Here is a 23,485-nt window from a genome sequence, read left to right as displayed (position 1 = left end):
GGTGCTGGATCATTCGGCGGTGCGAACCATTCGAAAGCCGCTTCGGTCATTGGGCAAGATAGGGCGGCGGGACGCCGGCGATGACGGCACCGAAGTTGTACAACGCCTTCTTGCCGGGAGACCAGTAACTGCTGTGGGCGGCAACACCGGGAATCCCGCGGCCTCCGGCGGGTCCGGGATCGGCGTCCAGCACGGTGGCGCCGAACTCCGGCGCTGTCGGGTCACCCCCCAGCGTCCACTCGGTGGCAGCGCGGCCCAGTTCGATGATGTCGTTGACTGCTCGTGTGGCGTACACCTGGGCGTCGGGAGCCAGGTTGAAATTGGCGGCACGGTCGACCAGTACACCGGAGCTTCCCACCGCGATCACGTTGTCCACGTCGAGGTGATGCCCGCCCGAGGCCGCCGCACCGACCAGAGTCGAGCCATAGCTGTGCCCGATCACCGTGTCGATCGACGGCGGCCCGGCATGCGACGCCCGCATCCCGCTCTCAAACGCATCCAACGCTCCCGCACCCGCGACTGCGGGATCTGCAGAGGCTGCGTGCGTCACATCCGTCGGCCGGTCGTAACCCATCCATGTCGTGACCGCCACATCTCCGGGTTGCAAACCAGGGTCGGCGCGCAAGGCGGCGTTGTACATCGCAAGCGACCTCTCGTCGCTGTATCGCAGCCGGGGCAGATCTTCACCGGTACCGGGCACGAAGGTGGCATTGCGCTTGGCGTGGTCGGGTTCTCCGATCGAGACCGCGGCGTGGCCCTGATCGTCGATTAGCCCCAGATAGCGTGTGAGCCCGTCCGAGCCCAACGCGGTTTGCACGGCGTGATACCCGTCAACGCGTCGCCGTGCCTCCAGGAGTTGAGGTGCCAAAGCAGCGAATTCGTCGATAGCGACGCCGCTGTGATCACCCATGTACATTCGGCGCGCCAGCTCGTCGACACGGTATTGCATCCGGCTGATGTCGGCTTGTGTGGTCCTGGTCAGCTCATCGAGGTGCTGTCGGTTGTATTTGTCTTTGTCGACGAACGGCATTCCGGGATGGTTGCCGATGCTGTGGTCTCGGCGGTAGAGCCGGTCTTGCTGTTCCGGGCTCAGCTTCACCCAAAAGTCATGGAACTGTTTTGGATCCGGCGGTACCGGCGTCGACAGCGAATCGTCGCCCGTCGCCGTACCGTCCTTCACACCCAGTGCCTGGTACTCGCGCCCGATGGTGCGAATACGTGCGCCAATCAGGCAGAGGTTGCTGTCGATCTGCCTGATCACCTCGGCCACGTCGCGAATTCCCCTGCGGGTGATTGGCATCAGCGCCAGCTCGTAATCGACGCCCTGCGGGAGCGACGCCGCCGCGTCGAGCACCCACTGCCTAACACCATCCAGGTTCTGTCGCCCGGCAGCTACCACGGTAGCCGAGCGATCGACCTCGGCACCTAGCCGCTGATCCAGTACGGCCAGTTGGCCCAGCACGCGCCCCTGCGTGCTATTGGCTTCGACGTACGCGTCGGCCGCCGTACCAGTCCACCGCATCGCCGGTTCCGCTGACTCCACACCACTTTGCGCCCAACGTAATTGAGTGCCGCAGTCGAATGCTGCGCCCTCTTGTGGAGCACCGTTTCCTAACGTGGAGCGGGCGTCAGACCAGGTCGACATAAAGATGGCAAGCGCTCCCACCCAATCTCCCTTGTCCCGCGACCAGTCTCCTCGTAAGTCTAAAAGCCCGCACCCCAGGCCTTTGTCGGAAATTTGCGGTCAGGTGCTGATAGCAATCAGGAGCCGCGCACCACCTGCTTGAGCCGCGGGCATTGATGGTTAAGCGCGTCGAGCGCCTCGTCCGTCATCGTGTTGTATTTGTGGACGTTGGCTATCCACTCCCGGGGCGGATACCCTTCTGCGGACATCTTGTTGGCCTCGCGCTGCAGTTGTGCGTTGAGTCCCATGGCGTCCGCCCACGTGGCCAGCGGCTTCTTCATCTCCGGTGTCGCCACCGAACCCGCTGCGGCGCGCAGCTTGTCACCGAGCGTCGATTCCCTATCGACGATCTCACCCGGGTCGTCTGACGTGCCGTCGTCGAGGCCGGTGTTCATCCACGTCGTCAACTCGTGCGACTGGCGGCCAAGGTTTTCGACAGCCGCGCAGTCCCTTTCCAACGGAGTAGCACCGTCGTGTGTAATCCAAACGGTCGCCGCGCCGCCGCTGGCCACCAGGATCGCGGCGGTCAATACCCACAAGGTGCATCGCCGCAACCAATTCGAAGTCATGCCCGACTTAACCTGTTCGGGTTGAGCCAGCTCGCTGTCATCGAGGTGGTGACCAGTTACCCGATTGTTGGCGTCAACCCGTCGTGACAAGATGCGCATCTTGGTGAGCGAGGAACGGGCCGATGAGGTCGACCACGACCCAGTGCCTCGCCTCATCGGTGTCGATAATGATGCCAAGGTTGTGGGTAACGCCGTCTATGTCCACCGTGACAGGAGAGCCGCGCTCCCACTGGTCGGTTGGTTTGGTCGTGTCGTCGGCAGCGATGACGACACGTTCGATACTGGCGGGGATGTCCTTCAACGCGGGCGTGGACGATGGGTTGAGCACGTGTCCGGTGACGACGACGCCGTGGCTGTTGGTCCACATTGCGGGAGCCTTGCGCTGTTCCACCGCCTCCGCTGTCTGCACTATCTCACTTGTCGGCATCTTGTCGTTGACCATGACATCTACCGGCATCACCCAATCGGATTGCCCAGAGCTGAACACGGCCAGTGGAGACGTCGGGATCGTCCATGACTCGCCGGCGATTGCTGGACGTTCATCACCGGGCGTGACGTACGTTATCTCGCCAATCCTCGTAAATTTCGGGGCCTGTCCGTCCGCCTCGGCATGCATCACGGAGACTGGGGCGTGACTCTTGCCTTGAGCGCACTGCGCAGCGGTAATAAAAGCCGGGAGCCGTTGCCCGGGATGGTCCGGGTCGGGGTAGTCGATATAGAAGCCTGCCGTGCACCACACCGTCGCTGCGTCTGCGTCGCCAAACATGATCGGGACTCCTGGCCGCAAGCGGGCCACCGGGCTCGGCACTAAGGTCGCCTCGTTGATGGGAGGCGGAAATCGGTTGAATGATTGTGTCGCCTGGGCGCTCGATGCTGTTGTAGTCGTAGACTTTTCCGTTGCGTCCGACCCGCATCCGGCCACGCCCAGCGTGAGGACAGCGACGATAACCGGTATCACTGCCGCATACACCGTTCTTTTACGCAGAATCATCCGCATTCCTCTTTCAGGGCCTCGTACTGAAGCTTCTCTTTAACAGCCGCGTTGCTCATCGAACATTCGCAGTTCGAGCCGCCGCTAGGCGGCAAGTCATGACGTGGCCGCAATGGAACCTCCTGACTATTGGTTGCCGGTAGGTTCATGGCGAACGTACGTCGCGAATGGGAGAACATAAAGACTTAATGGGGCGGGTACAAAGTGGTCCTCGTCCCATCTGGCCAGATGATATCGCCGGTCTCCTCGTCCTCTTTAGCTCCGCACGTCGTAGCGTCTTTGATGAGATTTCCATAGTCTCGTATGAGCTGGGCCCTGTCCTGGGAGAGCTTCTGGCCTCTTTCGTACTCCGCCGCCTGCACTGGATCGCGCATATCAAATTTGTGCCCAGGTTCATATTTTTCGTTCCATGCTTTTGCTGCCGCGGTTAGTTCGGCGTTTTTCGCCTTCAACTCAGCGGCTCTTGCAATGATCTTTGCTTGATCTTCGGGTTTGCACTGAGGAGGGTCAGGCGTTGGAGAAGTGGTGGTTGGCGGACTCTTCTTCGGGCTGCCCATCGGGCCGCCCAGCGCCCGGTATTCGTTGCCGATGGCGCGAATCCGCCCGCCGATCACATTGAGTTCGCTATTGGACTGCTTGACCACGTCGGCGACATCAGCAATTCCCTTGCGCGCGATCGGCGTCAACATCTGCTCACGATCCGCACCCGGCGGCACCGACGCTGCCGCATCGAGCATCCACTGCTTGACCGCGTCCAGGTTCTGCCGGCCCGCGTGCACCACTGCGGCAGATCGATCGACCTCAGCACCGAGTCGCTGATCCAACACCGCCATCTGCCCCAAGGCGCGGCCTTGTTTGCTGTTCGCTTCCCCGTACGCATCGGCCGCGGTGCCGGTCCAATGTGCTCCTGGCGCCGCCGATTTCACGCCGCTTTGCGCCTGCCGCAATTGAGTGCTGCGATCGAACTCGGCGCCGTCTTGCGGTGTTCCATCGCCTAACGTCGCACGCGCGTTAGACCAGGTGGACATGAAGGCGTCAAGCGCTCCCACTCGGGCATCTCTTCCTGAGACTCAGACTCCGAACTAACGCGGCGTGGTACCAGTTTTCGGCGAGGTCTCACTCGCCAACGTCACGTGTTCGGTCGGCGCCGCACCGGCCGGAGTGTTTTCGCCGGGCGCTGCTTCATCACGGTTATCAGACACCATTTCGACATCGTCTGCGGCATGCTCACCGTGTTGCTGCGCCAGTTGGCCGGTCTGCTGAACGGCTTGCTGGACCCCTTGCAGCAGCGGTTGAGCCAGCTGCCCGAGTGCCTGGGGCCCGCCTTGGAACATGCCCGCCAACGCCTGAGCCAGCTGGCCTCCCATCTGACCCAGCTGCCCCAGCATCTGACTGGCGCCGCCGGCTCCAGAACCCTTGCCTCCAGCAGGCGCGCCCTGCCCTGGGCCGTCCGGACCGCCGGTCGCCTCCCCGGCCGCCCCCAGCCTGGCCGCCGAGCCCTCGTCGGCTTGGTCATAGGCGTGCGCTGCCGCCTGCAGAGACTCGGAAAGGTGCCTCCCGACGTTGACTGCCCCTTGAATCGAGCCCTGTCGCGCGTCGAGCGCACCGCCCAAAGCCGCATGCACCGCGGAGGCGATCGGTCCATGTGTCAACTCAACATCGGTCGCCTGCGTGGTCGAACCGAGCAACCCCGACACGCCCGACACGACGTCTGAATGGGTCTGAGCAAACCTCCGCAAACCGTCGGTCTCCATGAACAGATTCTCTTGGGTCACGTGCCCCTCGTCTCAGCGATTACGCCTACCTACGCTGCGCATAAGTCTAAGGGCGTGCAGACGAGGGTCAGACCGGTAATTTCGCACCGTGTCCGACCGAGCCGGACGGAACTAAGCCGGAGAGATACCGGAACTCAGTACCCGGACCGCACTGATCAGCCCATCGAGCAGATTGCCGTCCTGGAACGCCGCCGCAGCCGCAGCAACGCCCAGCGGTGCGGCCGATTCGGCTCCCCGGCCGCGCAGTTGCGACCCGTAAACGACCTCGATCGCGCGCTGGTCAGGCGAGACCGCCACCAGCACGGCATTGTCGGGCGTGGGCACGTCGGCGAGGATTTCGCGGGCCCGGGCGGCGGTGTCGTCGCCAAGATCGCCGAGATACACCGCGAACCGCGCATCGGAGGCTCGCGACCCATAGGTCAGCGCGTCATCGAGCGTGGCGAGGTCTTTGATCCGGAACGGGTAGTGCACGGACACATCGCCGGGCTCGGTGACCCCGGAGATCCGTCCACTGGCGGTGATCACCGAGCCGCTGGGCAACCCGGCGGGTTCGATGGTCGCAATCTCACCACTTGCCACTGGCGCCACCTCCCACGGTCAATTCAGAGCCATGACCATGGTGACCATCACCGACAGCCTCGTCGGTGGCGGCCCACAAGATCGGCGGGTGGACCCATGGCTCGGACAACGTGTAGGTCGCCGGGTGGGCGCCCTTGTGCGACCAGATCAGCGTCACCAGCACGATCACCAGCAACAACGGGATTCCGAGGAAATAGAGGTGGATCTCCATCAGGCTCACGAGGCAAACCGTATCCCACCGCTGCTTGGCAGTGAAAGGGCCTCGCTCGTTACCTATTGCGACTGTGGTCGGTGCATGTGACGACGATGGCCTCGCTACGAACACGTCCGATCCGGCGCAGCTGATGAGGAAGTGACGAGTCGAAATATGCGCAGTCGCCCGCTTCCAAGGTGACGGTCTGATCTCCGCAACGCATTTCGACGGTCCCGGAATGAATGAACACCAACTCTTGTCCAGCGTGGACTGGGTGCGGATGCTCGCCGAACTCACGGGTGGGATGAACAATAAAGGGAGACATGGCTTTTCCCAGCATGGCGGCCGCCACCGCATGGTACCGGTCCACCGAGCGCCCCTTGGCGCGGTCGATCGACAGCGTCGTATCCGCTGAATTCTTGGAGAACAGCTGCGCTACATCGACTTCAAGCGCGCGGGCCACCTCTAATGCCACCGCGATCGACGGGGTCGAACGCTGACGTTCGATCTTCGAAAGGTAACTCTTGGTCAACCCGGTCGCGTCGGCGAGTTGCTCAAGCGTCATCCCGCGCTGCAGACGCACTGAGCGCAGCAGAGCACTCATCGCACCTCCGTTATCGCGAGCGGGCTACCGACAGGAGGAGTTTACACGCTCAACGATAGGACACCTGGTGTCTTATGGTTGACGTTGTGTTAGCGTCTGGTGCATGGTCCTTGCAGCTGCCGTGCAGTTAGAGGCGGTACTCGGCGATATCTCGGCCAATTTGGCCGCCTGCGAACGGCTTGCCGACGAAGCGGGCCAAGCAGGCGCCACCGTCATCGCGCTTCCGGAATTCTTCACGACCGGAATTGGGTTCGAAAAGTCGCTTGCCACAGCCGCTCTGCCGCCAGACGGTGCGGCCACCGAACTATTGACCACGCTCGCCGCTCGCCATGGGGCGTTAGTCGGAGGTTCGTTTTTGTGCCGCGACCCTGACGGCCAGGTTCGCAACGCCTACCTGCTCGCTGATGCCGGCGGTGTCGTGGGACGTCACAATAAGGACCTGCCCACCATGTGGGAGAACGCGTTCTACGTGGGCGGCGACGACGACGGCGTCCTGAACACTCGGGAGCGCACGGTCGGGGCGGCGGTGTGCTGGGAGTTGATGCGCACTCAAACCGTTCGACGCCTACGCGGCCGGGTAGATCTGGTCATGACGGGCTCGGGGTGGTGGTCGGTTCCCGCTTGGACACCCCGCTCGATGTTCGCCCGACTCGAGAAGGACAACTCCGCCACAGCCCGTCGGGCGGCGGCGTCGTTTTCGCGGTATGTGGGTGCGCCGGTCGTCCATGCCGCCCACGCCGGCTCGCTGACCTGTCCGATGCCATGGCTGCCCGTGCAATACCGAGGTTATTTCGAGGGCTCAACGCTGATCGCCACAGCAAGCGGCACCGTCGTCGCCGAACGTCGCGCCGACGAAGGAGAAGGGGTCGTTCTCGGCGAAATCACCCTCGGCCGCGAGAGCGCCACCCTGGAACCACCGGCCGGCTTTTGGCTGCATCAACGCGGCTGGTTGTCGGCTGCCACCTGGCATTACCAGCGCTGGCATGGGCAGCGTTGGTATCGACGTCACGTCGCAGCCAAGTGAGGCAGCTGTTTCATCGCACACGACAAAGGAGACTTGATCTTGGAGTGCACGAGCAAGGTGTTGGGCACCGACACGGTTGTGACGCTGCTAGCGGCCGGTCTGATCTTCCTGCTGGCCTTGGGCCTGGGCGTATGGAAGTACCGCCAGATGGCCACCAGGCCCGAACATCTCGCTCACCCATATGTGGACATCGCACACCGTGCGGCTCTGCTCTACTCGTTCGCCACGTTGCTGACTGCCGCGTTCGTCGAGCTCAGCGCCTGGCCGAGCTGGCTGAATCTGACCGCCGCAATGGTGCTGGTCTTCTTCTTTGTCGCCGCCATCGTCAGCTACATCGTGCACGGCGCCCTGCAAGACACCACGAATCAGTTCGAGCACCCGGGTCCGGGAATGCACATCTCGATGGCGCTGCTCATCATCGGTGAAATCGGCGGCTTCGGGGTCCTGCTGGCCGGGTTCATCGCCGCTCAATTCGCCTGAGGGCTACGCGGCTCCCTCACCCAGGTACCGCGCCCAGGCCGGGTCGAGTTCTTTGACCGTCGACAGCAACCGCCAGTGCTGCCCCTTCGGCGATGCCGGCGCCAACCGCAGCGACCAGCCCAGCTCGGCCAGCAGCCGATCCCCCTTGCGGTGGTTGCACGTCGAGCAACACGCCACGCAGTTCTCCCAGGAATGGTCTCCGCCGCGGCTGCGGGGCACCACGTGGTCGACGGTGTCGGCCTTCGACCCGCAGTAGGCGCAGCAGAAGCGGTCGCGGTGCATCAGCGCCGCGCGGGTCATCGGGACCCGGGCCCGATAAGGCACCCGCACATAGGATCGCAGCCGGATCACCGACGGCACCGCAATCGACCGGGTCGCCGAGTGGATCACCGGGCCGGCCGGATCGTCGTGCACGACGTCGGCCTTGCCGCAGATCAACATGATGATCGCCCGTCGCATCGGCAGTGCGGTCAGCGGCTCGTAGGTGGAGTTCAGCAGTAGCACCCGCCGGCGATTCCAGATGGATCCAGCGTCACGCGCGGGGGGCGGAGGGCCGTCGACGCTGTGCAGGCATGACCCGGCTGCGGGGCCGGTTAGCCCTGCCGCGACACCGGAACTGCGGTGGCCGCGGCGTCTCTTATGCTGCGCCATACGTCCTCCGCCGAACAGTCCACCATGATTCGCGATCGATCGCACGCCGAATTGGCGTGTCTGCGCTGGTCGATCCGGTGAACAACCAGTGCCCGCGCTACCGCGGCCGGTGGCCCACCGGCGCATGCCCCACAATGGAGGAGATGGAACCGCTACAACAACCGTCGTTCTATGACGCCGTCGGCGGCGCCGAGACCTTCCACGCCATCGTCGCGCGTTTCTACGAGCTGGTCGCCGAGGACGAAATTCTGCGCCCGCTTTATCCCGAGGATGATTTGGACGGGGCCGAGGAGCGGTTGCGGATGTTCCTGGAGCAGTACTGGGGCGGTCCGCGGACCTACTCGGAACGGCGAGGCCACCCGCGGCTGCGGATGCGGCATGTCCCGTTCCGGATCACGCCGATCGAACGCGACGCCTGGTTGCGGTGTATGCACACCGCAATCGCATCCATCGACTCGCAGACCCTGGACGACCAGCATCGCCAAGAGCTGCTGGACTACCTGCAGATGGCGGCGCACTCACTGGTCAACTCCGCGTTCTGATGGGTCGTCATAGTGCGCCGTGGTGGCGCGATGCGGTGTTTTACCAGGTCTATCCGCGGTCGTTCGCCGACAGCGACGGCGACGGCGTCGGCGACCTCGACGGGGTGACCATCCGACTGGACTACCTCGCCCAGCTGGGCATCGACGCGATCTGGATCAATCCGGTCACCGTCTCGCCGATGGCCGATCACGGCTATGACGTCGCCGATCCGCGTGACGTCGACCCGTTGTTCGGCGGTCTGGCCGCCCTCGAGCGGCTGATCGCGGCGGCCCACGACCGCAACATCAAGATCACCATGGATCTGGTGCCCAACCACACCAGCTCGGCGCACCCGTGGTTCCAAGCCGCGCTGGCCGCCGGCCCCGGCACCGACGCGCGCGAGCGCTACATCTTCCGCGACGGCCGCGGTCCCAGTGGGCTGGAGCCGCCGAACAACTGGGAGTCGGTGTTCGGCGGTCCGGCATGGACCCGGGTCAACGAGCCGGACGGCAATCCGGGCCAGTGGTATCTGCATCTGTTCGACGCCGAGCAGCCAGACTTGAATTGGGACAACCCGGAGATCTTCGACGATTTCGAGAAGACGCTGCGGTTCTGGTTGGAGCGCGGGGTGGACGGCTTCCGCATCGACGTCGCGCACGGGATGGCCAAGCCGCCGGGTCTGCCGGACATGGCGGCCGTCGACCGCAGCCGGATGTTGCGCAACAAGGACGACGACCCCCGGTTCAACCACGTGGGAGTGCATGCGATTCATCGCGACATCCGCAGGGTCATCGACGACTATCCGGGCGCGGTGACCATCGGGGAGGTGTGGGTCCACGACAACGCCCGCTGGGCAGAGTATTTGCGCCCCGACGAACTGCACCTGGGCTTCAATTTCCGGCTGGTCCAGGCGCATTTCGACGCCACCGACATCCGCGACGCGATCGAGAATTCGCTGGCCGCGGCGGCGATCGAAAATGCCACCCCGACATGGACACTGTCCAACCACGACGTCGAACGGGAAGTCACCCGCTACGGCGGCGGCGCGGTCGGGCTGGCCCGGGCGCGGGCGATGGCGATGGTGATGCTCGCCCTGCCCGGCGCAGTGTTCATCTACAACGGGGAAGAACTCGGACTACCGAACGCGGAGTTGCCCGATGAGGTGCTGCAGGACCCGACGTGGGAACGCTCGGGGCATACCGAGCGTGGCCGCGACGGGTGCCGCGTTCCGATGCCGTGGGACGGTGACACACCGCCATTCGGGTTCTCGACCGCTGCCGACACGTGGCTGCCAATTCCACCGGACTGGGCGGCACTGACCGCCGAGAAGCAACTTGCCGATACCGGCTCGACGCTGACGTTCTTCCGGCGCGCGCTCGAACTCCGCAGCCGCCGAGCGGAATTCAAAGGCACCCGGATCGACTGGCTGACCGCGCCGCGCGGCGCATTGATGTTCACCCGCGGCGAGTTGGTGTGCGTGCTCAACGCCGGCATGCGGCCGCTACGGCTACCCGAGGGTGACGTTCTGTTCGCGAGCGCACCCGTCAGAGACGGTGAGTTGCCGTCGCACGCCGCGGCTTGGCTGGTGTAGCGCGCCGCGGCCCGCGGAGTCAGCGCATCGCCAGCGTCGCGTACGCGCGCCGCCGATACACTGAACCGTACCGTGCGTCGATCCGCAACCAGGTCGGCGAGATCCGGACCCGCACGATCTCATCGGCGTTCGACTTCGGCGGCAGGAAACCCATTGCGGTCAAGGCGAATATGCAGCGCATCGGTACACCCACGCTGGCGTCGGCCGAGCTGACCCGAAGCACCTCGTGCTCAAGCAGCGATACCGGCGGGCCATGCCGGCTGCCATGCTCCTTGGCCAGTTGCGCGCCGCGCTGCACCAAATCCAGCATCGGGCGCACTGGTACGTCGTCGAGATGGGCGAACCCCGACTCCGGCGGCAAAGCGCCGCGCCACGCCGAATCGACCGGGAAGCCCGGCTCGACGTAACCATAGCCGTCCATCGCGGACAGGCCACGGGCCAATTCGTCTGCCCCGACGGTCAAGTCGTCTGGGCGCATGCTGCCGGTCACTGCCCTGCCGGCCAACACGTCGAAACCGGTGGCGACCCATGCCGTGAGCACTTCACTCGGCCGTGCGCGCAGTCGGATGACCGCGGCTTCGTCGAGGCGTAGTGCCCGCGCGACGAACGCGGCCAGATCTCCGCGGTGGGCGGCCATCGACGTTGGGCCCAACCACACTCCGCGCTCGGCTACCGCTGCCACCGCTGCAGATACTCCCGATGGTGCGACGTGAGCCGCACCAGCCGCTGCTCGTCGATGTGGACTGCGGCGAGCTGTGTTTCGGCCACCACCGCGGGCTTGGCGGCCGGACCGGCGTTGACCGAGCGCACCTCATAGCCGACCGTGAAGTCCACCGCTCTCAGCCGTTTCACCCACATGGTCACCTGCAGCGGCGAATCCGCCAGTCGGAGCTGATCTTTGTAGGTGACCCGCACGTCGGCGATCAGCAGACCGATGGTGGTGATATCGGCACCGAAAGGCTCACGCAGAAACGGCACGCGGGCCTCTTCGAGAATGGTGACCATCGTGGCGTGGTTGATGTGCTGGTACATGTCGATGTCTGACCATCGCACCGGCACAGGTGCGACAAAACCATTGGTCACCCCGATGATCCCCGTCCGCTAGTGCGCGTCATGCGCCGAATCTGACGTGCGGCCACCGACAGCGTAGCCAAGTCCTTGTCACCGCTTTCATAAATCTCGGTGAGCGTACGACGTGCCCGCTCGACTCGCGACGCGCTGGTGTGTTCCCATTCGCCGATCTTCTCTTCGGCGCTCTCGTCGGGCTCGCCGACAGCCAGCACGTCGAAACACAGTGCGCGCAGCGAGGCGTAGATATCATCGCGAATAGCCAAGCGCGCCAACGAATGCCAACGGTCTATCCGGGGCAGCTCCGAGACCGCGGTCAGTAGCCCGTCGGTACCGAGGCGGTCCATCAGCGCGAAGTAGGTGTCGGCGACCTCCGCGGCATCCCGGTCGTCGATGTCCGCGATGTCGATGATGTCGAGCAGGCTGTAACGGTACAAACCGGTGGCGACGCTGTATGCCAGCTCGTCCGGGACGTCCTGCGAAATGAATTCGGCGGCTACCTTCTCGACGATGGCTTTGTCGTCACCGCGCAACCACTCCGAGATCCGGGGCGCCAACGCCCGTACGTTCTTGGCGAACCGGTTGATCTCGGCGCCGACTGCCAGCGGCTGTGGCCGGTAGTTGAGCAGCCAGCGTCCGGCCCGGTCGATCAGCCGGCGGGTGTCCAGTGTCATGCGGTCCGACAGTGAGACGGACAAGCCGGCCGCGCGGATCTGGCGCCACAACTCCCCCACCCCGAAAATCGCATCGGTCGCCGCATAAGTGCGGACCGCGTCGACTGGGCTCACGCCAACATCTTCGGTGATGCGGTAGGCGTAGGTGATGCCGCTGGTGTCGATCAAATCGTTGATCAGCATGGTGGTGACGATCTCGCGGCGCAGTTGATGCGAGCGGATCTCGGCACCCAGCCGCTCCCGCAGCACCGCCGGAAAGTACTGCGGCAACCGGGAAGCGAACACTTCCTGATCGGGTAGATCGGTGGTCAGCAACTCGTCTTTGAGCACGAGCTTGACATGTGCCATCAGGGTGGCCAGTTCCGGTGAGGTGAGCCCGAGGCCGGCCTCGGCCCGCCGGTGGATCTCCTTCTCCGTCGGCAGGGCCTCGAGTTCGCGGTTCAGGCCGCGTTCTGCCACAAGGTATTTGATCTGGTCGGCATGGACCGGCAGCAGACTGGCGGCGTTGGCCCGGCTGGTTCCCATCAGGTCGTTCTGGTCGATATTGTCCGCGAGCACCAAGTCGGCGACTTCGTCGGTCATCGACTCCAGTAGCTCGGTACGTTTCTCGGGCTTGACCTTGCCAGCGGTGACCGCCGCGTCGACCAGAATCTTGATGTTGACCTCGTGGTCGGAGCAGTCCACACCGGCTGAGTTGTCCATCGCGTCGGTGTTGATCCGGCCGCCGCACAGGTCGAACTCGACCCGGCCGAGGGAGGTGACGCCGAGGTTTCCGCCCTCGGCAACGACCTTGGCGCGCAACTGGTTCGCGTTGACTCGTACCAAATCGTTGGCCCGGTCGCCGACGTCGGAGTCGGACTCGGCTTCGGCCTTGATGTAGGTGCCGATACCGCCGTTGTAGAGCAGGTCCACCGGTGCTTTGAGGATCGCGCGCACCAGATTGGGCGGCGACATCTCGCTTACGTCGTCCTCGATTGTCAGCGCGGCGCGGACCTGATCGCTGATCGGGATGGTTTTGTGTTCGCGGCTGTGGACCCCGCCGCCCTCGCTGATCACCGATGTGTCGTAGTCGTCCCAGCTGGAGCGGGGCTGCTCGAACAGCCGCCGGCGTTCCTCCCAGGAAGCCGCGGCATCTGGATCGGGGTCGAGGAAGATGTGCCGGTGGTCGAAGGCGGCGACCAATCGAATGTGTTTGGACAACAGCATGCCGTTGCCGAACACGTCGCCGCTCATATCGCCGATCCCCACCACGGTGAAGTCTTCGCTTTGAGTGTCGACGCCCATCTCCCGGAAATGGCGCTTGACCGCCTCCCAGGCGCCGCGGGCGGTGATGCCCATAGCCTTATGGTCGTATCCCACCGACCCGCCGGAGGCGAATGCGTCGCCCAGCCAGAACCCGTATGACTTGGCGAGGTCGTTGGCGATGTCGGAGAACGCGGCGGTGCCTTTGTCGGCGGCCACCACCAGATAGGCGTCGTCGCCGTCGCGACGCACCACCTCGGGCGGGGCGCTGACCTCACCGGTGGTGTGGTCGACGTTGTCGGTGATCTCCAGCAGCCCCGAGATGAAAAGTTTGTAGCAGGCCACGCCCTCCTCGCGGCTGGCGTCCCGGTGCGCGGCGGGGTCACCGGTGGGCAGCGGCGGCCGCTTGACGACGAATCCGCCCTTGGCGCCGACGGGGACGATGACGGCGTTTTTCACTGCCTGCGCCTTGACCAGGCCCAGGATTTCGGTTCGGAAGTCGTCTCGGCGGTCCGACCAGCGCAGACCGCCGCGCGCCACGTAGCCGAATCGAAGGTGCACGCCCTCGACGCGCGGCGAGTAGACGAAAATCTCGAACTTCGGTCGCGGCAGCGGCAACTCGTCGATCAGTTGAGCGTCGAGCTTGAGCGCGAGCACGTTTCGGCTTCGAGCCGAGTCCTCCCGCGTCACGAAGTAGTTAGTCCGCAGCGTCGCTTGAATCAGCGAGGCGAACGCACGCAGAACGCGGTCGGTGTCGAGGCTCTGCAGCGCGTCGATGTTCGCGGCGACGGTCGCGGCCGCGGATTGGGCATCCCGGCTCTTCGGCGAACTGGACGGGTCCGGATCGAACAACGCCTCAAACAGTGCGACCAGCGCCCTTGCGGTGTACGGGTTTTCGGTGAGCACCGATTCGATATGTGGCTGGCTGTAGGGGAAACCGGCCTGCCGCAGATACTTTGCGTAGCTGCGTAGCACCACGACTTGCGGCCAGGTGAGGTCGGCGCGCAGGACCAGCTCGTTGAATCGGTCGATCTCGACGCGTCCCTGCCAGATGGCGGTCACCGCGTCGGCGAATCGCTGTGCGGCGGCTTCGCGCTCGGGCCCTTCGGACGCCAGCGAGATGGTGGGATGCGGCGAGATCTTGAATTGATAGATCCACACCTTCAATCCGTCGGGACGGGCAACGGTGAACGGTCGCTCTTCGAGCACCACTACGCCCATCGATTGCAGCATCGGCAGCAGTCGGCTCAGGGACGCTGTCCTACCACCCAAATACCACGTCAGCAGCGCGATCCCGTCGCCGTCATCATGGTCGGAGAACACCAGTTTGACTGAATCGTCGCTCAACGATTCGATGACGGCGATGTCCTTGATGGCGTCGGCGGGCGCGATGGCCTGTTTGTATGCCTCCGGGAAAGCCGCCGCGTAGTGCTCGGCCTCGCGCTGCGCGATGGAGCCGCTTTGCACAGCACCGAGCAACCGGTCGCCCCAGGTGCGAGTGGCCTCTGTCAGCAGGCCCTGGATACGTACGCGGTTGGCCTCGGAGGTGTCGACGTCCGACGACGCAGATGCTTCCGGCAGCCGGACGACGAAATGCACTAGCGCCCAAGGCGCCTCGCTGACCCGGGCGGTGTATTCCAGGCTCGTGCCACCGAATTCGCGGACCAGGATGTCCTGCATTTCCAATCGGACAGCGGTGGTGTAGCGGTCGCGCGGCAGATAGACCAGACAAGACACGAGTTGTCCGAGTCGATCGGCGCGCAGGAACAGCAGTGCCCGTCGCCGCGACCCGAGATCGACGACGGCCGTTGCCATCGTCAGCAACCGTTGGGCGCTGAGCGCGAACAGCTCCGAACGTGGCACTGTCTGGATGATGTCGAGCAGCAGCTGCCCCGGATGGCTGGGGTCGCGTTCGGACAACGCGAGTGCCTCCTGCACCCGACCGGCGATCATCGGGATCTCCAAGACGTTGGCGTTCATAGCGGCGACGGTGAAGAGTCCGACGAACCGATGCTCGACGACCCGATTGCCGCCGTTTTCCCGGATGACGACGATGTAGGGATAGGCGCCGAAACGCACATAACTGGGAACCGTCGCCTGGGCGAGCACCAGCAGCTTGTTGTCTTCGGTCAACCGGGTCCGCGACGCCTTGCGCAGCCGCAGCACGCCCAGTCGCGCTGATTCGTCGACCGACACCTGCCCGTCGAGCACCGGGCCGCGTTGGTAGCCCAGCAGGATGAAGTGTCCGTCCGCCAGCCAGCGCAACAGGGCGGCGACATCACGTCGGTCCGGGCCCGAAAAGCGTCCGTCCCGGTCGGTTTCGACATTGTCGGCCAGTCCGTTGAGGGTCGCGGTCATCGCTGTGGAATCGGCGGCGACCTGACGGACATCGGCCATCACGTTGGGCAGCAGTCTTTCGGCCTCGGCGAGGGCTTTGCGGTGTGCCGACGGCGAGAGCTGCACGTGGATCCACATCTCATTGATCTGGCGGCCATCGCCCGGCGCAGCCCCGGCAGTGTTCGGTCCGACGCTCACCAGATCACCGGAGGGGTTGCGGCGCACCGCGAATACCGGATTCATGATGCCGACATAAGCCACCCCGAGCCGGTGCAGCAGGACCGCGACGGAGTCCATCAGCATGGCGCCGTACTCGGTGACCACTTGCATCGCGGGGCCGATGCCCGCGCGGTCGTCGGCCGGATAGACCGCCACCCGGGTCTCGCCGGGGCGGCGGTGCTGCGCCAGGCGGAAATGGGCGCTCAGCATCGCCGGCGTCACGGCCCCGGCAGCGGCGCGGTTGATGACGGCGGTATCAGCGAACTGCCCGTCGGAGTCGGGCGCGTCGCCGTGCGGGCCGCGGTAAGTAGCGGTGTAAGCCTTCGGAATCCAATACGGAACGTCGTCAGCCCCGGCGAATTCGGTCCAGCCGGCCGGCAGACGGAAGTCGTGCTCCGACGACGGTGCAGGACGTCCCGGAGACCCAGGGTGCGGATAGCCCCGATTGCCGGGGCCCGGATGTTCCGGTCTTCCCCCTGGGTCGATCGTCATGCCGACGGCTCCTGACTCAGCACGCCTACCAGCGCTGCTGCCGCCGACATTAGTCGCGAGTGAGCCTGCGGTGGGTCACTCTGTGCGGACGCGCGGCCTCGGCGCCGAGCCGTTCGACCTTGTTTTCTTCGTACGCACCGAAGTTGCCTTCGAACCAGAACCACTTGGCCTCGTTGTCGGCGTCGCCTTCCCACGCCAGGATGTGCGTACAGGTGCGGTCCAGAAACCAGCGATCGTGTGAGATGACCACGGCGCAGCCGGGAAATTTCTCCAACGCGTTCTCCAGCGAGCTCAACGTCTCGACGTCGAGGTCGTTGGTGGGCTCGTCGAGCAGGATCAGGTTGCCGCCTTCTTTGAGCGTCAGCGCCAGGTTAAGTCGGTTGCGTTCGCCACCGGACAGCACCCCGGCCGGCTTCTGCTGGTCGGGTCCCTTGAAACCGAAGGCGGAGACGTAGGCACGCGACGGGATCTCGCTCTGCCCGACCTGGATGTGGTCGAGGCCATCGGAGACGACCTCCCACACATTCTTTTTGGGGTCGATTCCGGCGCGGGTCTGATCGACGTAGCTGATCTTGACGGTCTCGCCGACCTTGACGGTGCCGCTGTCGGGTGGTTCGAGACCGACGATGGTTTTGAACAGCGTGGTCTTGCCGACCCCGTTGGGTCCGATGACGCCGACGATGCCGTTGCGGGGCAGCGTGAACGACAGATCTTTGATCAGCGGGCGGCCTTCGAAGCCCTTGTCCAGGTGTTCGACCTCGACCACCACGTTGCCCAGCCGCGGGCCGGGCGGGATCTGGATCTCCTCGAAGTCGAGCTTGCGGGTCTTTTCCGCCTCGGCGGCCATCTCCTCGTAGCGCTGCAATCGCGCCTTGCTCTTGGCTTGCCGTGCCTTGGCGCCGGAACGCACCCAGGCCAGCTCGTCTTGCAGGCGCTTTTGCAGCTTGGCGTCCTTGCGGCCCTGCACTGCCAGCCGCTCGGCCTTCTTCTCCAAATAGGTGGAGTAGTTGCCCTCATACGGGTAGGCGCGGCCCCGGTCGAGTTCGAGGATCCATTCGGCGACGTTGTCGAGGAAGTACCGGTCGTGGGTGACCGCCAGGATCGCCCCCGGGTAGCTGGCCAGGTGCTGCTCGAGCCACTGCACGCTTTCCGCGTCGAGGTGGTTGGTCGGCTCGTCGAGCAGCAGCAGGTCGGGTTTGGACAGCAGCAGCTTGCACAATGCGACCCGACGCCGCTCGCCGCCGGACAGGTGGGTGACCGACTCGTCGGGCGGCGGGCAGCGCAGCGCGTCCATGGCCTGCTCGAGCTGGGAGTCGATGTCCCAGGCGCCGGCGTGGTCGAGCTCTTCTTGCAGCCGGCCCATCTCCTCCATCAGCTCGTCGGTGTAGTCGGTGGCCATCAGTTCGGCGACCTCGTTGAACCGGTCGAGCTTGACTTTCAGTTCGCCGAGACCTTCTTCGACATTGCCGCGAACGGTCTTCTCCTCGTTCAGCGGCGGCTCCTGTTGCAGGATGCCGACGGTGGCGCCGGTGGCCAGGAAAGCATCCCCATTGTTGGGCTTGTCCAGGCCGGCCATGATCCGCAAGACGCTCGACTTGCCGGCCCCGTTGGGGCCCACGACGCCGATCTTGGCACCGGGCAGAAAGCTCAGTGTGACGTCGTCAAGGATGACTTTGTCGCCGTGCGCCTTGCGGACCTTTTTCATCGTGTAGATGAACTCAGCCATGCAGCAGTGTTACCTCTCTGGTCTTCCGGAAGTGCTCGTGGCCCATCCTAGGCAACGGTGCCGCGGGGCCGTTTAGGCCGACAGCGGCAGCCCGATCTCCGCGTCGGATTGGGCATCTGCACCGTGGGCCTCCTCATCGGAATTGGCCTCGGGCTGCGATGACGCGTCGCTTTCTGCGGCGACCGTCTTCTCCACCCGCGCGAGGCAGCGGGACAGATCGGGGCCGACGGCGGTGGCGCGCATTTCCAGCGACGACCGGCGGATGCCCTCTTTGTCCTCGTATTCGCTGGTGTGCACGTGGCCCGCGACGATCACTGCCGAGCCCTTGCGCAGCGACGCGCCTACGCCGGTGACCAGCCAGCCCCAGCAATTGACGGTGACGAATAGCGAGTTCCCAGGCTCCCAGGTGCCATCCGCGCCACGTCGGCGCGAGTTGCTCGCAACACGGAACTTGATCACCTCTTGGTCACCGACCTGGCGGCGTTGTAAGTCATTGACGATATTTCCGACTACGGTCAGCGGCGTTTCGAACATTGCTCATCCCTTCCTGATTGCGGCGGTCGCTTCGGTGTGATCCCGCCGGTGCTGCTCACATTGAGCGCCGGCGGCGCGACACTCCGGCCGGATCAAGCGCAGCAATTGGTGGCAGCTGTGGAGAAACCGCCGTCTGGGGATAAGACATCGCAAGCAGCGACGCGGCGACGAAAACGCCAACCGCTAGTCGGCGATCACGCCAGCGCAGGCCTGTCGACGGTGACCGGTACGTTCCAATTCGAGAAAAACATCTCGACGTAGTCGTCCTTGCTCGGCCCGAACATGGCCTGGACGAGCTGGTGGTCTCCGCTTTCCTGGATCCAGACAGTGGTCGACATCCGCTTGGTGGTGTCCAGCGGCACGATCTTGTTCACCGCGTCCGCGGTGACCTTGCCGGAAACCCGAATAGTCTGCTGGCCTCCGACGGTCTCACGGCCTTCGACTTTGGGATCGATGAAGTCGGACATCATGTTGGCCAGCCCAGTGTCCGGGTTCAGCATTGCGGCAACGTCGTAGACGTTGGACGTAGGCCCGTAATCTTTGAAGCCCTCCCCGGGCAGCGCCACATACAGGCGGCTGTCGAGTTCGACAAATGCGATGTCAACTTCCGCGGCCATGATCGTGATCTTGGCGTTGCCCTTGGCCGCGGGGGCGGGCTCCCTGGACAGGTCGCCCTCCAACCTCTTGACCGGCATCTCCGCAATTTTGCCGGCCACCGATTGCACCACGTGCACGCTCTTCAGGTCCTTGGTGGTCGTGCTGGACTCCTTGAGCAATGCCGCGGGGTCCGGCAGCGGCTCGTCGGCCTGCTTCGACGGCGAAGTCGACGATGACGCTGACGACGGCGACGGCGGCGACGACGTTGACGACGGCGGCTGCGGCGGCGTGGACGCGGGAGCGCAGCCGGCGACAAGGACAACTAGGACGCTTGCAACGGCCGGTACGGCTAGAAGCCTGGACATGCCAGACATCGTAGGGGGCACCGCTCCCGCCACCGCAGGCCGCGTTGGTCGGTGCGGTATTCACCTGGACTGTCGAGGAATTGGGTGAGCCGGGCGTGTGATATACCGTCTTGCGGTGGCTACCACAAGCCGACGAGACAGCGACGAACACACTCACCACCGGAAGTGGGCACGCGACGAGATCCGGGTTTCTGATCCGGCAGCCATGCGTCGATCGATTGCCGGCACCGCGATCGGCAATTTCATGGAGTGGTACGACTTCGGCATCTACGGCTTCCTGGCCACCACGATCGCGCGGGTGTTCTACCCCACCGACAGCTCCAGCGCAGTCGGTCTGATCGCCACCTTCGGCACCCTGGCCGCGGCGTTCGCAGTGCGGCCGTTCGGTGGGGTTGTCTTCGGTTCGCTCGGTGACCGGATTGGCCGCAAAAAGGTCCTGGTCATGACGGTCACGCTGATGGCGGTAGGCACCACGGTGACCGGTTTGCTTCCCGGCTACGAGAACATCGGCATTTGGGCGCCGGTCCTGCTCATCGTCACCCGAATCCTGCAGGGCTTCTCCACCGGCGGCGAGTATGTCGGCGCGATGACCTACGTGAGCGAACACGCCCCGGACCGCAGCCGCGGCACGCTGGCCGGGTTTCTGCCGCTGGGCACGCTGAGCGGATATGTGGTGGGCGCGGCCGTGGTGACGGGCCTACAGACGCAGCTGTCCATCGCCGATATGGCGAGTTGGGGCTGGCGCATCCCATATCTGCTGGGCGTCCCGTTGGCCCTCGTCGCGCTGTTCATGCGGTTGCGGATCGAGGAGTCGCCGGCCTACGAGCAGATGAGCGAGGCCGAGAGCGAGACCGGGAAGGGCGGCTGGCACCAATTCGAGCAGACGGTCGTGCGGCACCGGAGGTCGCTGCTGATCGTGATGGGGCTGGTGCTGGCGGAGAATGTCACCAACTACATGCTCACCGGGTATTTGCCCACGTACTTCAAGCAAGTCGGCCGCATCAGCGGCAGCAGTGGGCTGTTGATGATCGTGGCGGTGCTGGTCATGATGCTGGTGGCGGTGGTGTCCGTCGCGAAGTTGTCCGACCGCATCGGTCGCAAACCGATCTTGTGGACCGGGTGTGGCCTGCTCATCGTGGCCTCGATCCCGGCATTCCTGCTGATCCGCCATGGCACAGGCTACGCGGAACGGCTTATCGGGGTGATGCTCATCGGGATGATGCTGCTGTGCTTCAGCAGCGTCACGCCGTCGACGCTGCCGGCGCTCTTTCCCACCAATGTGCGTAACTTCGCGGTGGCCATCGGGTTCAACATCTCGGTATCGGCGTTCGGCGGCACCACCCCGCTGATCGCCGAGGCACTGGTATCTGGCACCGGCAGAGTGATGGTGCCGGCCTATATCCTGATGGCCGCGGGCGTGGTGGGCGTGGTCGCGGTGTGGTTTACCCCGGAGGTGGCCGGTCAGCGCCTACCCGGTTCCGGACCGTCGGTCGAGACCGAGCAGGAGGCGCACGCCATTGTCGAGGCAGGGCTGCGGGAGTAGCCGGCTAGCGCTGGCCGGATGTGTCGCGGCGGGCCAGTTCGGCCAGCATCGCGTTATAGGCGGCCAACTCGGCGTCGTCGTCTCGTTCGGCGGCGCGGTCGAGCCGCTTGGCGGTGCGCTGATCGCTGCGGCTCCACTGCACCAGCAACGCGATCATTACGATCACCAGCGGCATTTCGCCTGCTGCCCAAGCGATTCCACCACCGAGTCGCTGGTCGCCGAGTAGATCGGTATGCCAACTCAGCTGCAGCGAGCGGTAGAAGCTTTCGCCGAGGATGTCGCGGGTGCCCATGAGGACTACCCCGAAGAAGGCGTGCAGCGGCAACGACGCAAACACGACCGCCACTTTGGCCAGCGGCGGGATCGGCCGCGGTGTGGGGTCGATGCCGATCACCACCCAGTAGAAGATGTAGCCGCTGAGGAGGAAGTGCACGTTCATCAAGACGTGGCCGACATGGCTGCCGGCTGCGGCGTCGAAGATGCCGCCGAAGTACAGCCCGTAGAACCCGGCAACGAACAACACGGTGGCGACCACCGGGTTGGTGAAGACCCGCGACAAGCGGCTGTGCAGCGCGGCCAACAGCCATTCCCGCATGCCGGGCGGCTCACCACGTCCGGCAGCCGGCAGCGCCCGCAGGGCGAGACTGACCGGAGCGCCCAACGCCAACAGAATCGGAATCAGCATCGACAGCAGCATGTGGGCGGCCATGTGCATGCTGAACATGGCCGGCATGTATCGGCCCACTCCCGAGGACGTCACGAACAGCAGCAACCCGCAGCCCAGCAGCCAGGTCAGCGTCCGGCCCCGCGGCCAGCTGTCGCCGCGGCGGTGTAGTCGACGCACGCCGGCCACATACAGCGCCGCGGCCACGATTGCCGCGGTGCCGAAGATCAGGTCGAAGCGCCAGTCGAACAACACCCGGACGACGGTGGGCGGTCCGGCGAAGTCGTATCCGATCGCCACCTCGGGAATCGAGGGTCTGATGATCGGCGGCGGTGGCGGCGGTGTGCGGCCCAGCCCGACGGCGATCCCGAAGGTCACGCCGAACACCGCGGCCTCGATCAGCGCCAGCCGGATCAGAACGCGTCGCGCGTTCGGATCTTTCTGCAGCGCAGCGACTCCGGTGCGGCGCTGCCGGTAGCCGATGACACCGAGCAGGCACAAGGCGACGAACTTGGCGATCACCAGCCGCCCGTAGTCGGTGGTCAGCAGATCCGAGGGAACAATTCGTACCAGGGCGTTGACGACGCCGCTGAGGGCTATCGCGGCGAAACACCACAGGGCCAGGGCAGAGAACCGCCGCGCCACCAGGGCGGCGTGTCCCCCGCCGCGCGTGGCATGGGCCAACAGCACCAGCAGGCCCCCGGCCCACAGACCGGCGGCGACGAGGTGGATGAGCAGGCTGTTGGTGGCCAGGTCATGCGACCCGCCCGCCGACGAGTGGCCGGTCAGGCCGAGGGGCACCAGCGTCACCAAGGACCCGGCCAGCAGCACGGGCGTCCACGACCAGCGCAGCACCGTCAAACTGGCCATCATCACTGCGGCGGCGATCAATGCGGTCCACCGCCAGGCGTCCGCCGTGTTGATCAGGCTGGCCAGCGACCAGAGTGTCACCGGGTTGAGGTGGGCGGACAGCGGCTGACCGGAGACGTCGGAAATAGTCAGTGGGACCAGCAGCGCCGCACACACCGCCCACCCGCCGGACGCTACGGTGCCCAGCCGTAGCGCGCGATAGCCGTCTGCGTCGAGCACCCCGCTGTCTTGCGGTGGCACCAGAAACGCCGCGAACAGAAACGACCCGACCGCCAGCACCGCGGCGATCTCCCCGGCGGCGCGTACGAACGGTAATCCCAGCGTGGTCCCCGGGCCCGGATTGGGCAGTCCGGTCGCGATCAGCGCATCGGCCAGCGACAACGCCGCAATACCGGCGGCCGTGCAGCCGGCCAGTGCAGCGACGCCGGCCAGCAGCGGCCACACCGCAGCGCGCCGCCGGCTGGCAATCGCCGCATCCGTCATGGATACAG

General features: G+C 65.0%; 21 protein-coding genes. 5 read left to right on the top strand and 16 right to left on the bottom strand.

Translation table 11 applies throughout. The annotated features are described in order from the left end of the window. Window positions 1-46: 46 nt before the first annotated feature. The 8 genes from AC5Y42_RS10255 to AC5Y42_RS10220 all read right to left on the bottom strand — a co-directional run bounded on the left by AC5Y42_RS10255 (window position 47) and on the right by AC5Y42_RS10220 (window position 6,395). A complete protein-coding gene (locus AC5Y42_RS10255) occupies window positions 47-1,645 on the bottom strand; it encodes an alpha/beta hydrolase (protein ID WP_499898119.1) in 1,599 nt (532 codons plus the stop codon). 116 nt (window positions 1,646-1,761) lie between these two features. After that, entirely contained in the window at window positions 1,762-2,253 is a 492-nt protein-coding gene (locus AC5Y42_RS10250; protein WP_499897848.1) for a hypothetical protein, read from the bottom strand. A 73-nt stretch (window positions 2,254-2,326) separates the two neighbouring features. Next, complete coding sequence (locus tag AC5Y42_RS10245) at window positions 2,327-3,244, bottom strand: hypothetical protein (protein ID WP_499897847.1); 918 nt, start codon at window positions 3,242-3,244, stop codon at window positions 2,327-2,329. A 185-nt stretch (window positions 3,245-3,429) separates the two neighbouring features. After that, window positions 3,430-4,272, bottom strand: a complete 843-nt coding sequence (locus AC5Y42_RS10240) for an EspA/EspE family type VII secretion system effector (RefSeq protein WP_499897846.1) — start codon at window positions 4,270-4,272, stop codon at window positions 3,430-3,432. Between the two features lie 54 nt (window positions 4,273-4,326). Beyond that, window positions 4,327-5,019, bottom strand: a complete 693-nt coding sequence (locus tag AC5Y42_RS10235) for a type VII secretion target (RefSeq protein ID WP_499897844.1) — start codon at window positions 5,017-5,019, stop codon at window positions 4,327-4,329. Between the two features lie 111 nt (window positions 5,020-5,130). Then, window positions 5,131-5,598, bottom strand: a complete 468-nt coding sequence (locus AC5Y42_RS10230) for a DUF5130 family protein (RefSeq protein WP_499897843.1) — start codon at window positions 5,596-5,598, stop codon at window positions 5,131-5,133. Continuing rightward, window positions 5,585-5,809 (bottom strand): aa3-type cytochrome oxidase subunit CtaJ, encoded by a 225-nt coding sequence (gene ctaJ, locus AC5Y42_RS10225; protein ID WP_499898117.1) that lies wholly within the window; start codon window positions 5,807-5,809, stop codon window positions 5,585-5,587. The genes AC5Y42_RS10230 and ctaJ overlap by 14 nt, the downstream gene beginning before the upstream one ends. A 58-nt stretch (window positions 5,810-5,867) precedes the next feature. Continuing rightward, a complete protein-coding gene (locus AC5Y42_RS10220; RefSeq protein ID WP_499897842.1) occupies window positions 5,868-6,395 on the bottom strand; it encodes a helix-turn-helix domain-containing protein in 528 nt (175 codons plus the stop codon). Window positions 6,396-6,498: 103 nt separating this feature from the next. On the opposite strand from AC5Y42_RS10220, the gene AC5Y42_RS10215 reads away from it, so the two are divergent. Together AC5Y42_RS10215 and AC5Y42_RS10210 are read left to right on the top strand one after the other, a co-directional pair. Further along, a complete protein-coding gene (locus AC5Y42_RS10215) occupies window positions 6,499-7,419 on the top strand; it encodes a carbon-nitrogen hydrolase family protein (protein ID WP_499897840.1) in 921 nt (306 codons plus the stop codon). Window positions 7,420-7,479: 60 nt separating this feature from the next. Further along, entirely contained in the window at window positions 7,480-7,899 is a 420-nt protein-coding gene (locus AC5Y42_RS10210) for a hypothetical protein (protein WP_499898114.1), read from the top strand. A 3-nt stretch (window positions 7,900-7,902) separates the two neighbouring features. Here the strand turns inward: AC5Y42_RS10210 and AC5Y42_RS10205 are convergent, their stop codons facing one another. Next, entirely contained in the window at window positions 7,903-8,550 is a 648-nt protein-coding gene (locus AC5Y42_RS10205; RefSeq protein ID WP_499897838.1) for an HNH endonuclease, read from the bottom strand. A 143-nt stretch (window positions 8,551-8,693) separates the two neighbouring features. Here AC5Y42_RS10205 and AC5Y42_RS10200 point away from each other — a divergent pair, with 143 nt between their 5' ends. Both AC5Y42_RS10200 and AC5Y42_RS10195 read left to right on the top strand, forming a co-directional pair. Beyond that, window positions 8,694-9,092 carry a globin gene (locus AC5Y42_RS10200; protein ID WP_499884406.1) on the top strand — a complete coding sequence of 133 codons (399 nt, stop codon included), beginning with the start codon at window positions 8,694-8,696 and terminating at the stop codon, window positions 9,090-9,092. After that, window positions 9,092-10,663 carry a glycoside hydrolase family 13 protein gene (locus AC5Y42_RS10195; RefSeq protein WP_499897837.1) on the top strand — a complete coding sequence of 524 codons (1,572 nt, stop codon included), beginning with the start codon at window positions 9,092-9,094 and terminating at the stop codon, window positions 10,661-10,663. Before AC5Y42_RS10200 ends, AC5Y42_RS10195 begins: the two co-directional genes overlap by 1 nt. Window positions 10,664-10,682: 19 nt before the next feature. Here the strand turns inward: AC5Y42_RS10195 and AC5Y42_RS10190 are convergent, their stop codons facing one another. The 6 genes from AC5Y42_RS10190 to AC5Y42_RS10165 all read right to left on the bottom strand — a co-directional run bounded on the left by AC5Y42_RS10190 (window position 10,683) and on the right by AC5Y42_RS10165 (window position 19,917). Beyond that, window positions 10,683-11,345 carry a DUF8010 domain-containing protein gene (locus AC5Y42_RS10190; protein ID WP_499897835.1) on the bottom strand — a complete coding sequence of 221 codons (663 nt, stop codon included), beginning with the start codon at window positions 11,343-11,345 and terminating at the stop codon, window positions 10,683-10,685. Next, on the bottom strand, window positions 11,333-11,746 hold the full coding sequence (locus AC5Y42_RS10185) for an acyl-CoA thioesterase (protein ID WP_499897834.1): 414 nt from the start codon (window positions 11,744-11,746) through the stop codon (window positions 11,333-11,335). The genes AC5Y42_RS10190 and AC5Y42_RS10185 overlap by 13 nt, the downstream gene beginning before the upstream one ends. Continuing rightward, on the bottom strand, window positions 11,743-16,695 hold the full coding sequence (locus tag AC5Y42_RS10180; protein ID WP_499897833.1) for an NAD-glutamate dehydrogenase: 4,953 nt from the start codon (window positions 16,693-16,695) through the stop codon (window positions 11,743-11,745). The genes AC5Y42_RS10185 and AC5Y42_RS10180 overlap by 4 nt, the downstream gene beginning before the upstream one ends. Window positions 16,696-16,744: 49 nt before the next feature. Then, the gene (gene ettA, locus AC5Y42_RS10175) at window positions 16,745-18,421 is read right to left on the bottom strand and encodes an energy-dependent translational throttle protein EttA (RefSeq protein WP_499897831.1); all 1,677 of its coding nucleotides are present in this window, start codon (window positions 18,419-18,421) and stop codon (window positions 16,745-16,747) included. A 72-nt stretch (window positions 18,422-18,493) separates the two neighbouring features. Further along, window positions 18,494-18,955: a single-stranded DNA-binding protein gene (gene ssb / locus AC5Y42_RS10170; protein WP_499897830.1), complete on the bottom strand. Its 462-nt coding sequence runs from the start codon at window positions 18,953-18,955 to the stop codon at window positions 18,494-18,496. A gap of 194 nt (window positions 18,956-19,149) precedes the next feature. Beyond that, a complete protein-coding gene (locus AC5Y42_RS10165) occupies window positions 19,150-19,917 on the bottom strand; it encodes an LppX_LprAFG lipoprotein (RefSeq protein ID WP_499897828.1) in 768 nt (255 codons plus the stop codon). Between the two features lie 205 nt (window positions 19,918-20,122). Here AC5Y42_RS10165 and AC5Y42_RS10160 point away from each other — a divergent pair, with 205 nt between their 5' ends. After that, the gene (locus AC5Y42_RS10160; protein ID WP_499898112.1) at window positions 20,123-21,460 is read left to right on the top strand and encodes an MFS transporter; all 1,338 of its coding nucleotides are present in this window, start codon (window positions 20,123-20,125) and stop codon (window positions 21,458-21,460) included. Between the two features lie 4 nt (window positions 21,461-21,464). Here the strand turns inward: AC5Y42_RS10160 and AC5Y42_RS10155 are convergent, their stop codons facing one another. After that, window positions 21,465-23,477 (bottom strand): bifunctional copper resistance protein CopD/cytochrome c oxidase assembly protein, encoded by a 2,013-nt coding sequence (locus AC5Y42_RS10155; protein WP_499897826.1) that lies wholly within the window; start codon window positions 23,475-23,477, stop codon window positions 21,465-21,467. Between the last annotated feature and the right edge of the window lie 8 nt (window positions 23,478-23,485).

It is taken from the genome of Mycobacterium sp. NGS48, assembly GCF_059812585.1.
This window is presented reverse-complemented; position numbering and strand designations above follow the sequence as displayed.

Bases quoted from the DNA above. Each gene is read 5' to 3' on its own strand.
- AC5Y42_RS10255 (WP_499898119.1), bottom strand. From the start codon at position 1,645: ATGTCGACCTGGTCTGACGCCCGCTCCACGTTAGGAAACGGTGCTCCA.
- AC5Y42_RS10250 (WP_499897848.1), bottom strand. From the start codon at position 2,253: ATGACTTCGAATTGGTTGCGGCGATGCACCTTGTGGGTATTGACCGCC.
- AC5Y42_RS10245 (WP_499897847.1), bottom strand. From the start codon at position 3,244: ATGATTCTGCGTAAAAGAACGGTGTATGCGGCAGTGATACCGGTTATC.
- AC5Y42_RS10240 (WP_499897846.1), bottom strand. From the start codon at position 4,272: ATGTCCACCTGGTCTAACGCGCGTGCGACGTTAGGCGATGGAACACCG.
- ctaJ (WP_499898117.1), bottom strand. From the start codon at position 5,809: ATGGAGATCCACCTCTATTTCCTCGGAATCCCGTTGTTGCTGGTGATC.
- AC5Y42_RS10220 (WP_499897842.1), bottom strand. From the start codon at position 6,395: ATGAGTGCTCTGCTGCGCTCAGTGCGTCTGCAGCGCGGGATGACGCTT.
- AC5Y42_RS10215 (WP_499897840.1), top strand. From the start codon at position 6,499: ATGGTCCTTGCAGCTGCCGTGCAGTTAGAGGCGGTACTCGGCGATATC.
- AC5Y42_RS10205 (WP_499897838.1), bottom strand. From the start codon at position 8,550: ATGGCGCAGCATAAGAGACGCCGCGGCCACCGCAGTTCCGGTGTCGCG.
- AC5Y42_RS10200 (WP_499884406.1), top strand. From the start codon at position 8,694: ATGGAACCGCTACAACAACCGTCGTTCTATGACGCCGTCGGCGGCGCC.
- AC5Y42_RS10195 (WP_499897837.1), top strand. From the start codon at position 9,092: ATGGGTCGTCATAGTGCGCCGTGGTGGCGCGATGCGGTGTTTTACCAG.
- AC5Y42_RS10180 (WP_499897833.1), bottom strand. From the start codon at position 16,695: ATGACGATCGACCCAGGGGGAAGACCGGAACATCCGGGCCCCGGCAAT.
- ettA (WP_499897831.1), bottom strand. From the start codon at position 18,421: ATGGCTGAGTTCATCTACACGATGAAAAAGGTCCGCAAGGCGCACGGC.
- ssb (WP_499897830.1), bottom strand. From the start codon at position 18,955: ATGTTCGAAACGCCGCTGACCGTAGTCGGAAATATCGTCAATGACTTA.
- AC5Y42_RS10165 (WP_499897828.1), bottom strand. From the start codon at position 19,917: ATGTCCAGGCTTCTAGCCGTACCGGCCGTTGCAAGCGTCCTAGTTGTC.
- AC5Y42_RS10160 (WP_499898112.1), top strand. From the start codon at position 20,123: ATGCGTCGATCGATTGCCGGCACCGCGATCGGCAATTTCATGGAGTGG.
- AC5Y42_RS10155 (WP_499897826.1), bottom strand. From the start codon at position 23,477: ATGACGGATGCGGCGATTGCCAGCCGGCGGCGCGCTGCGGTGTGGCCG.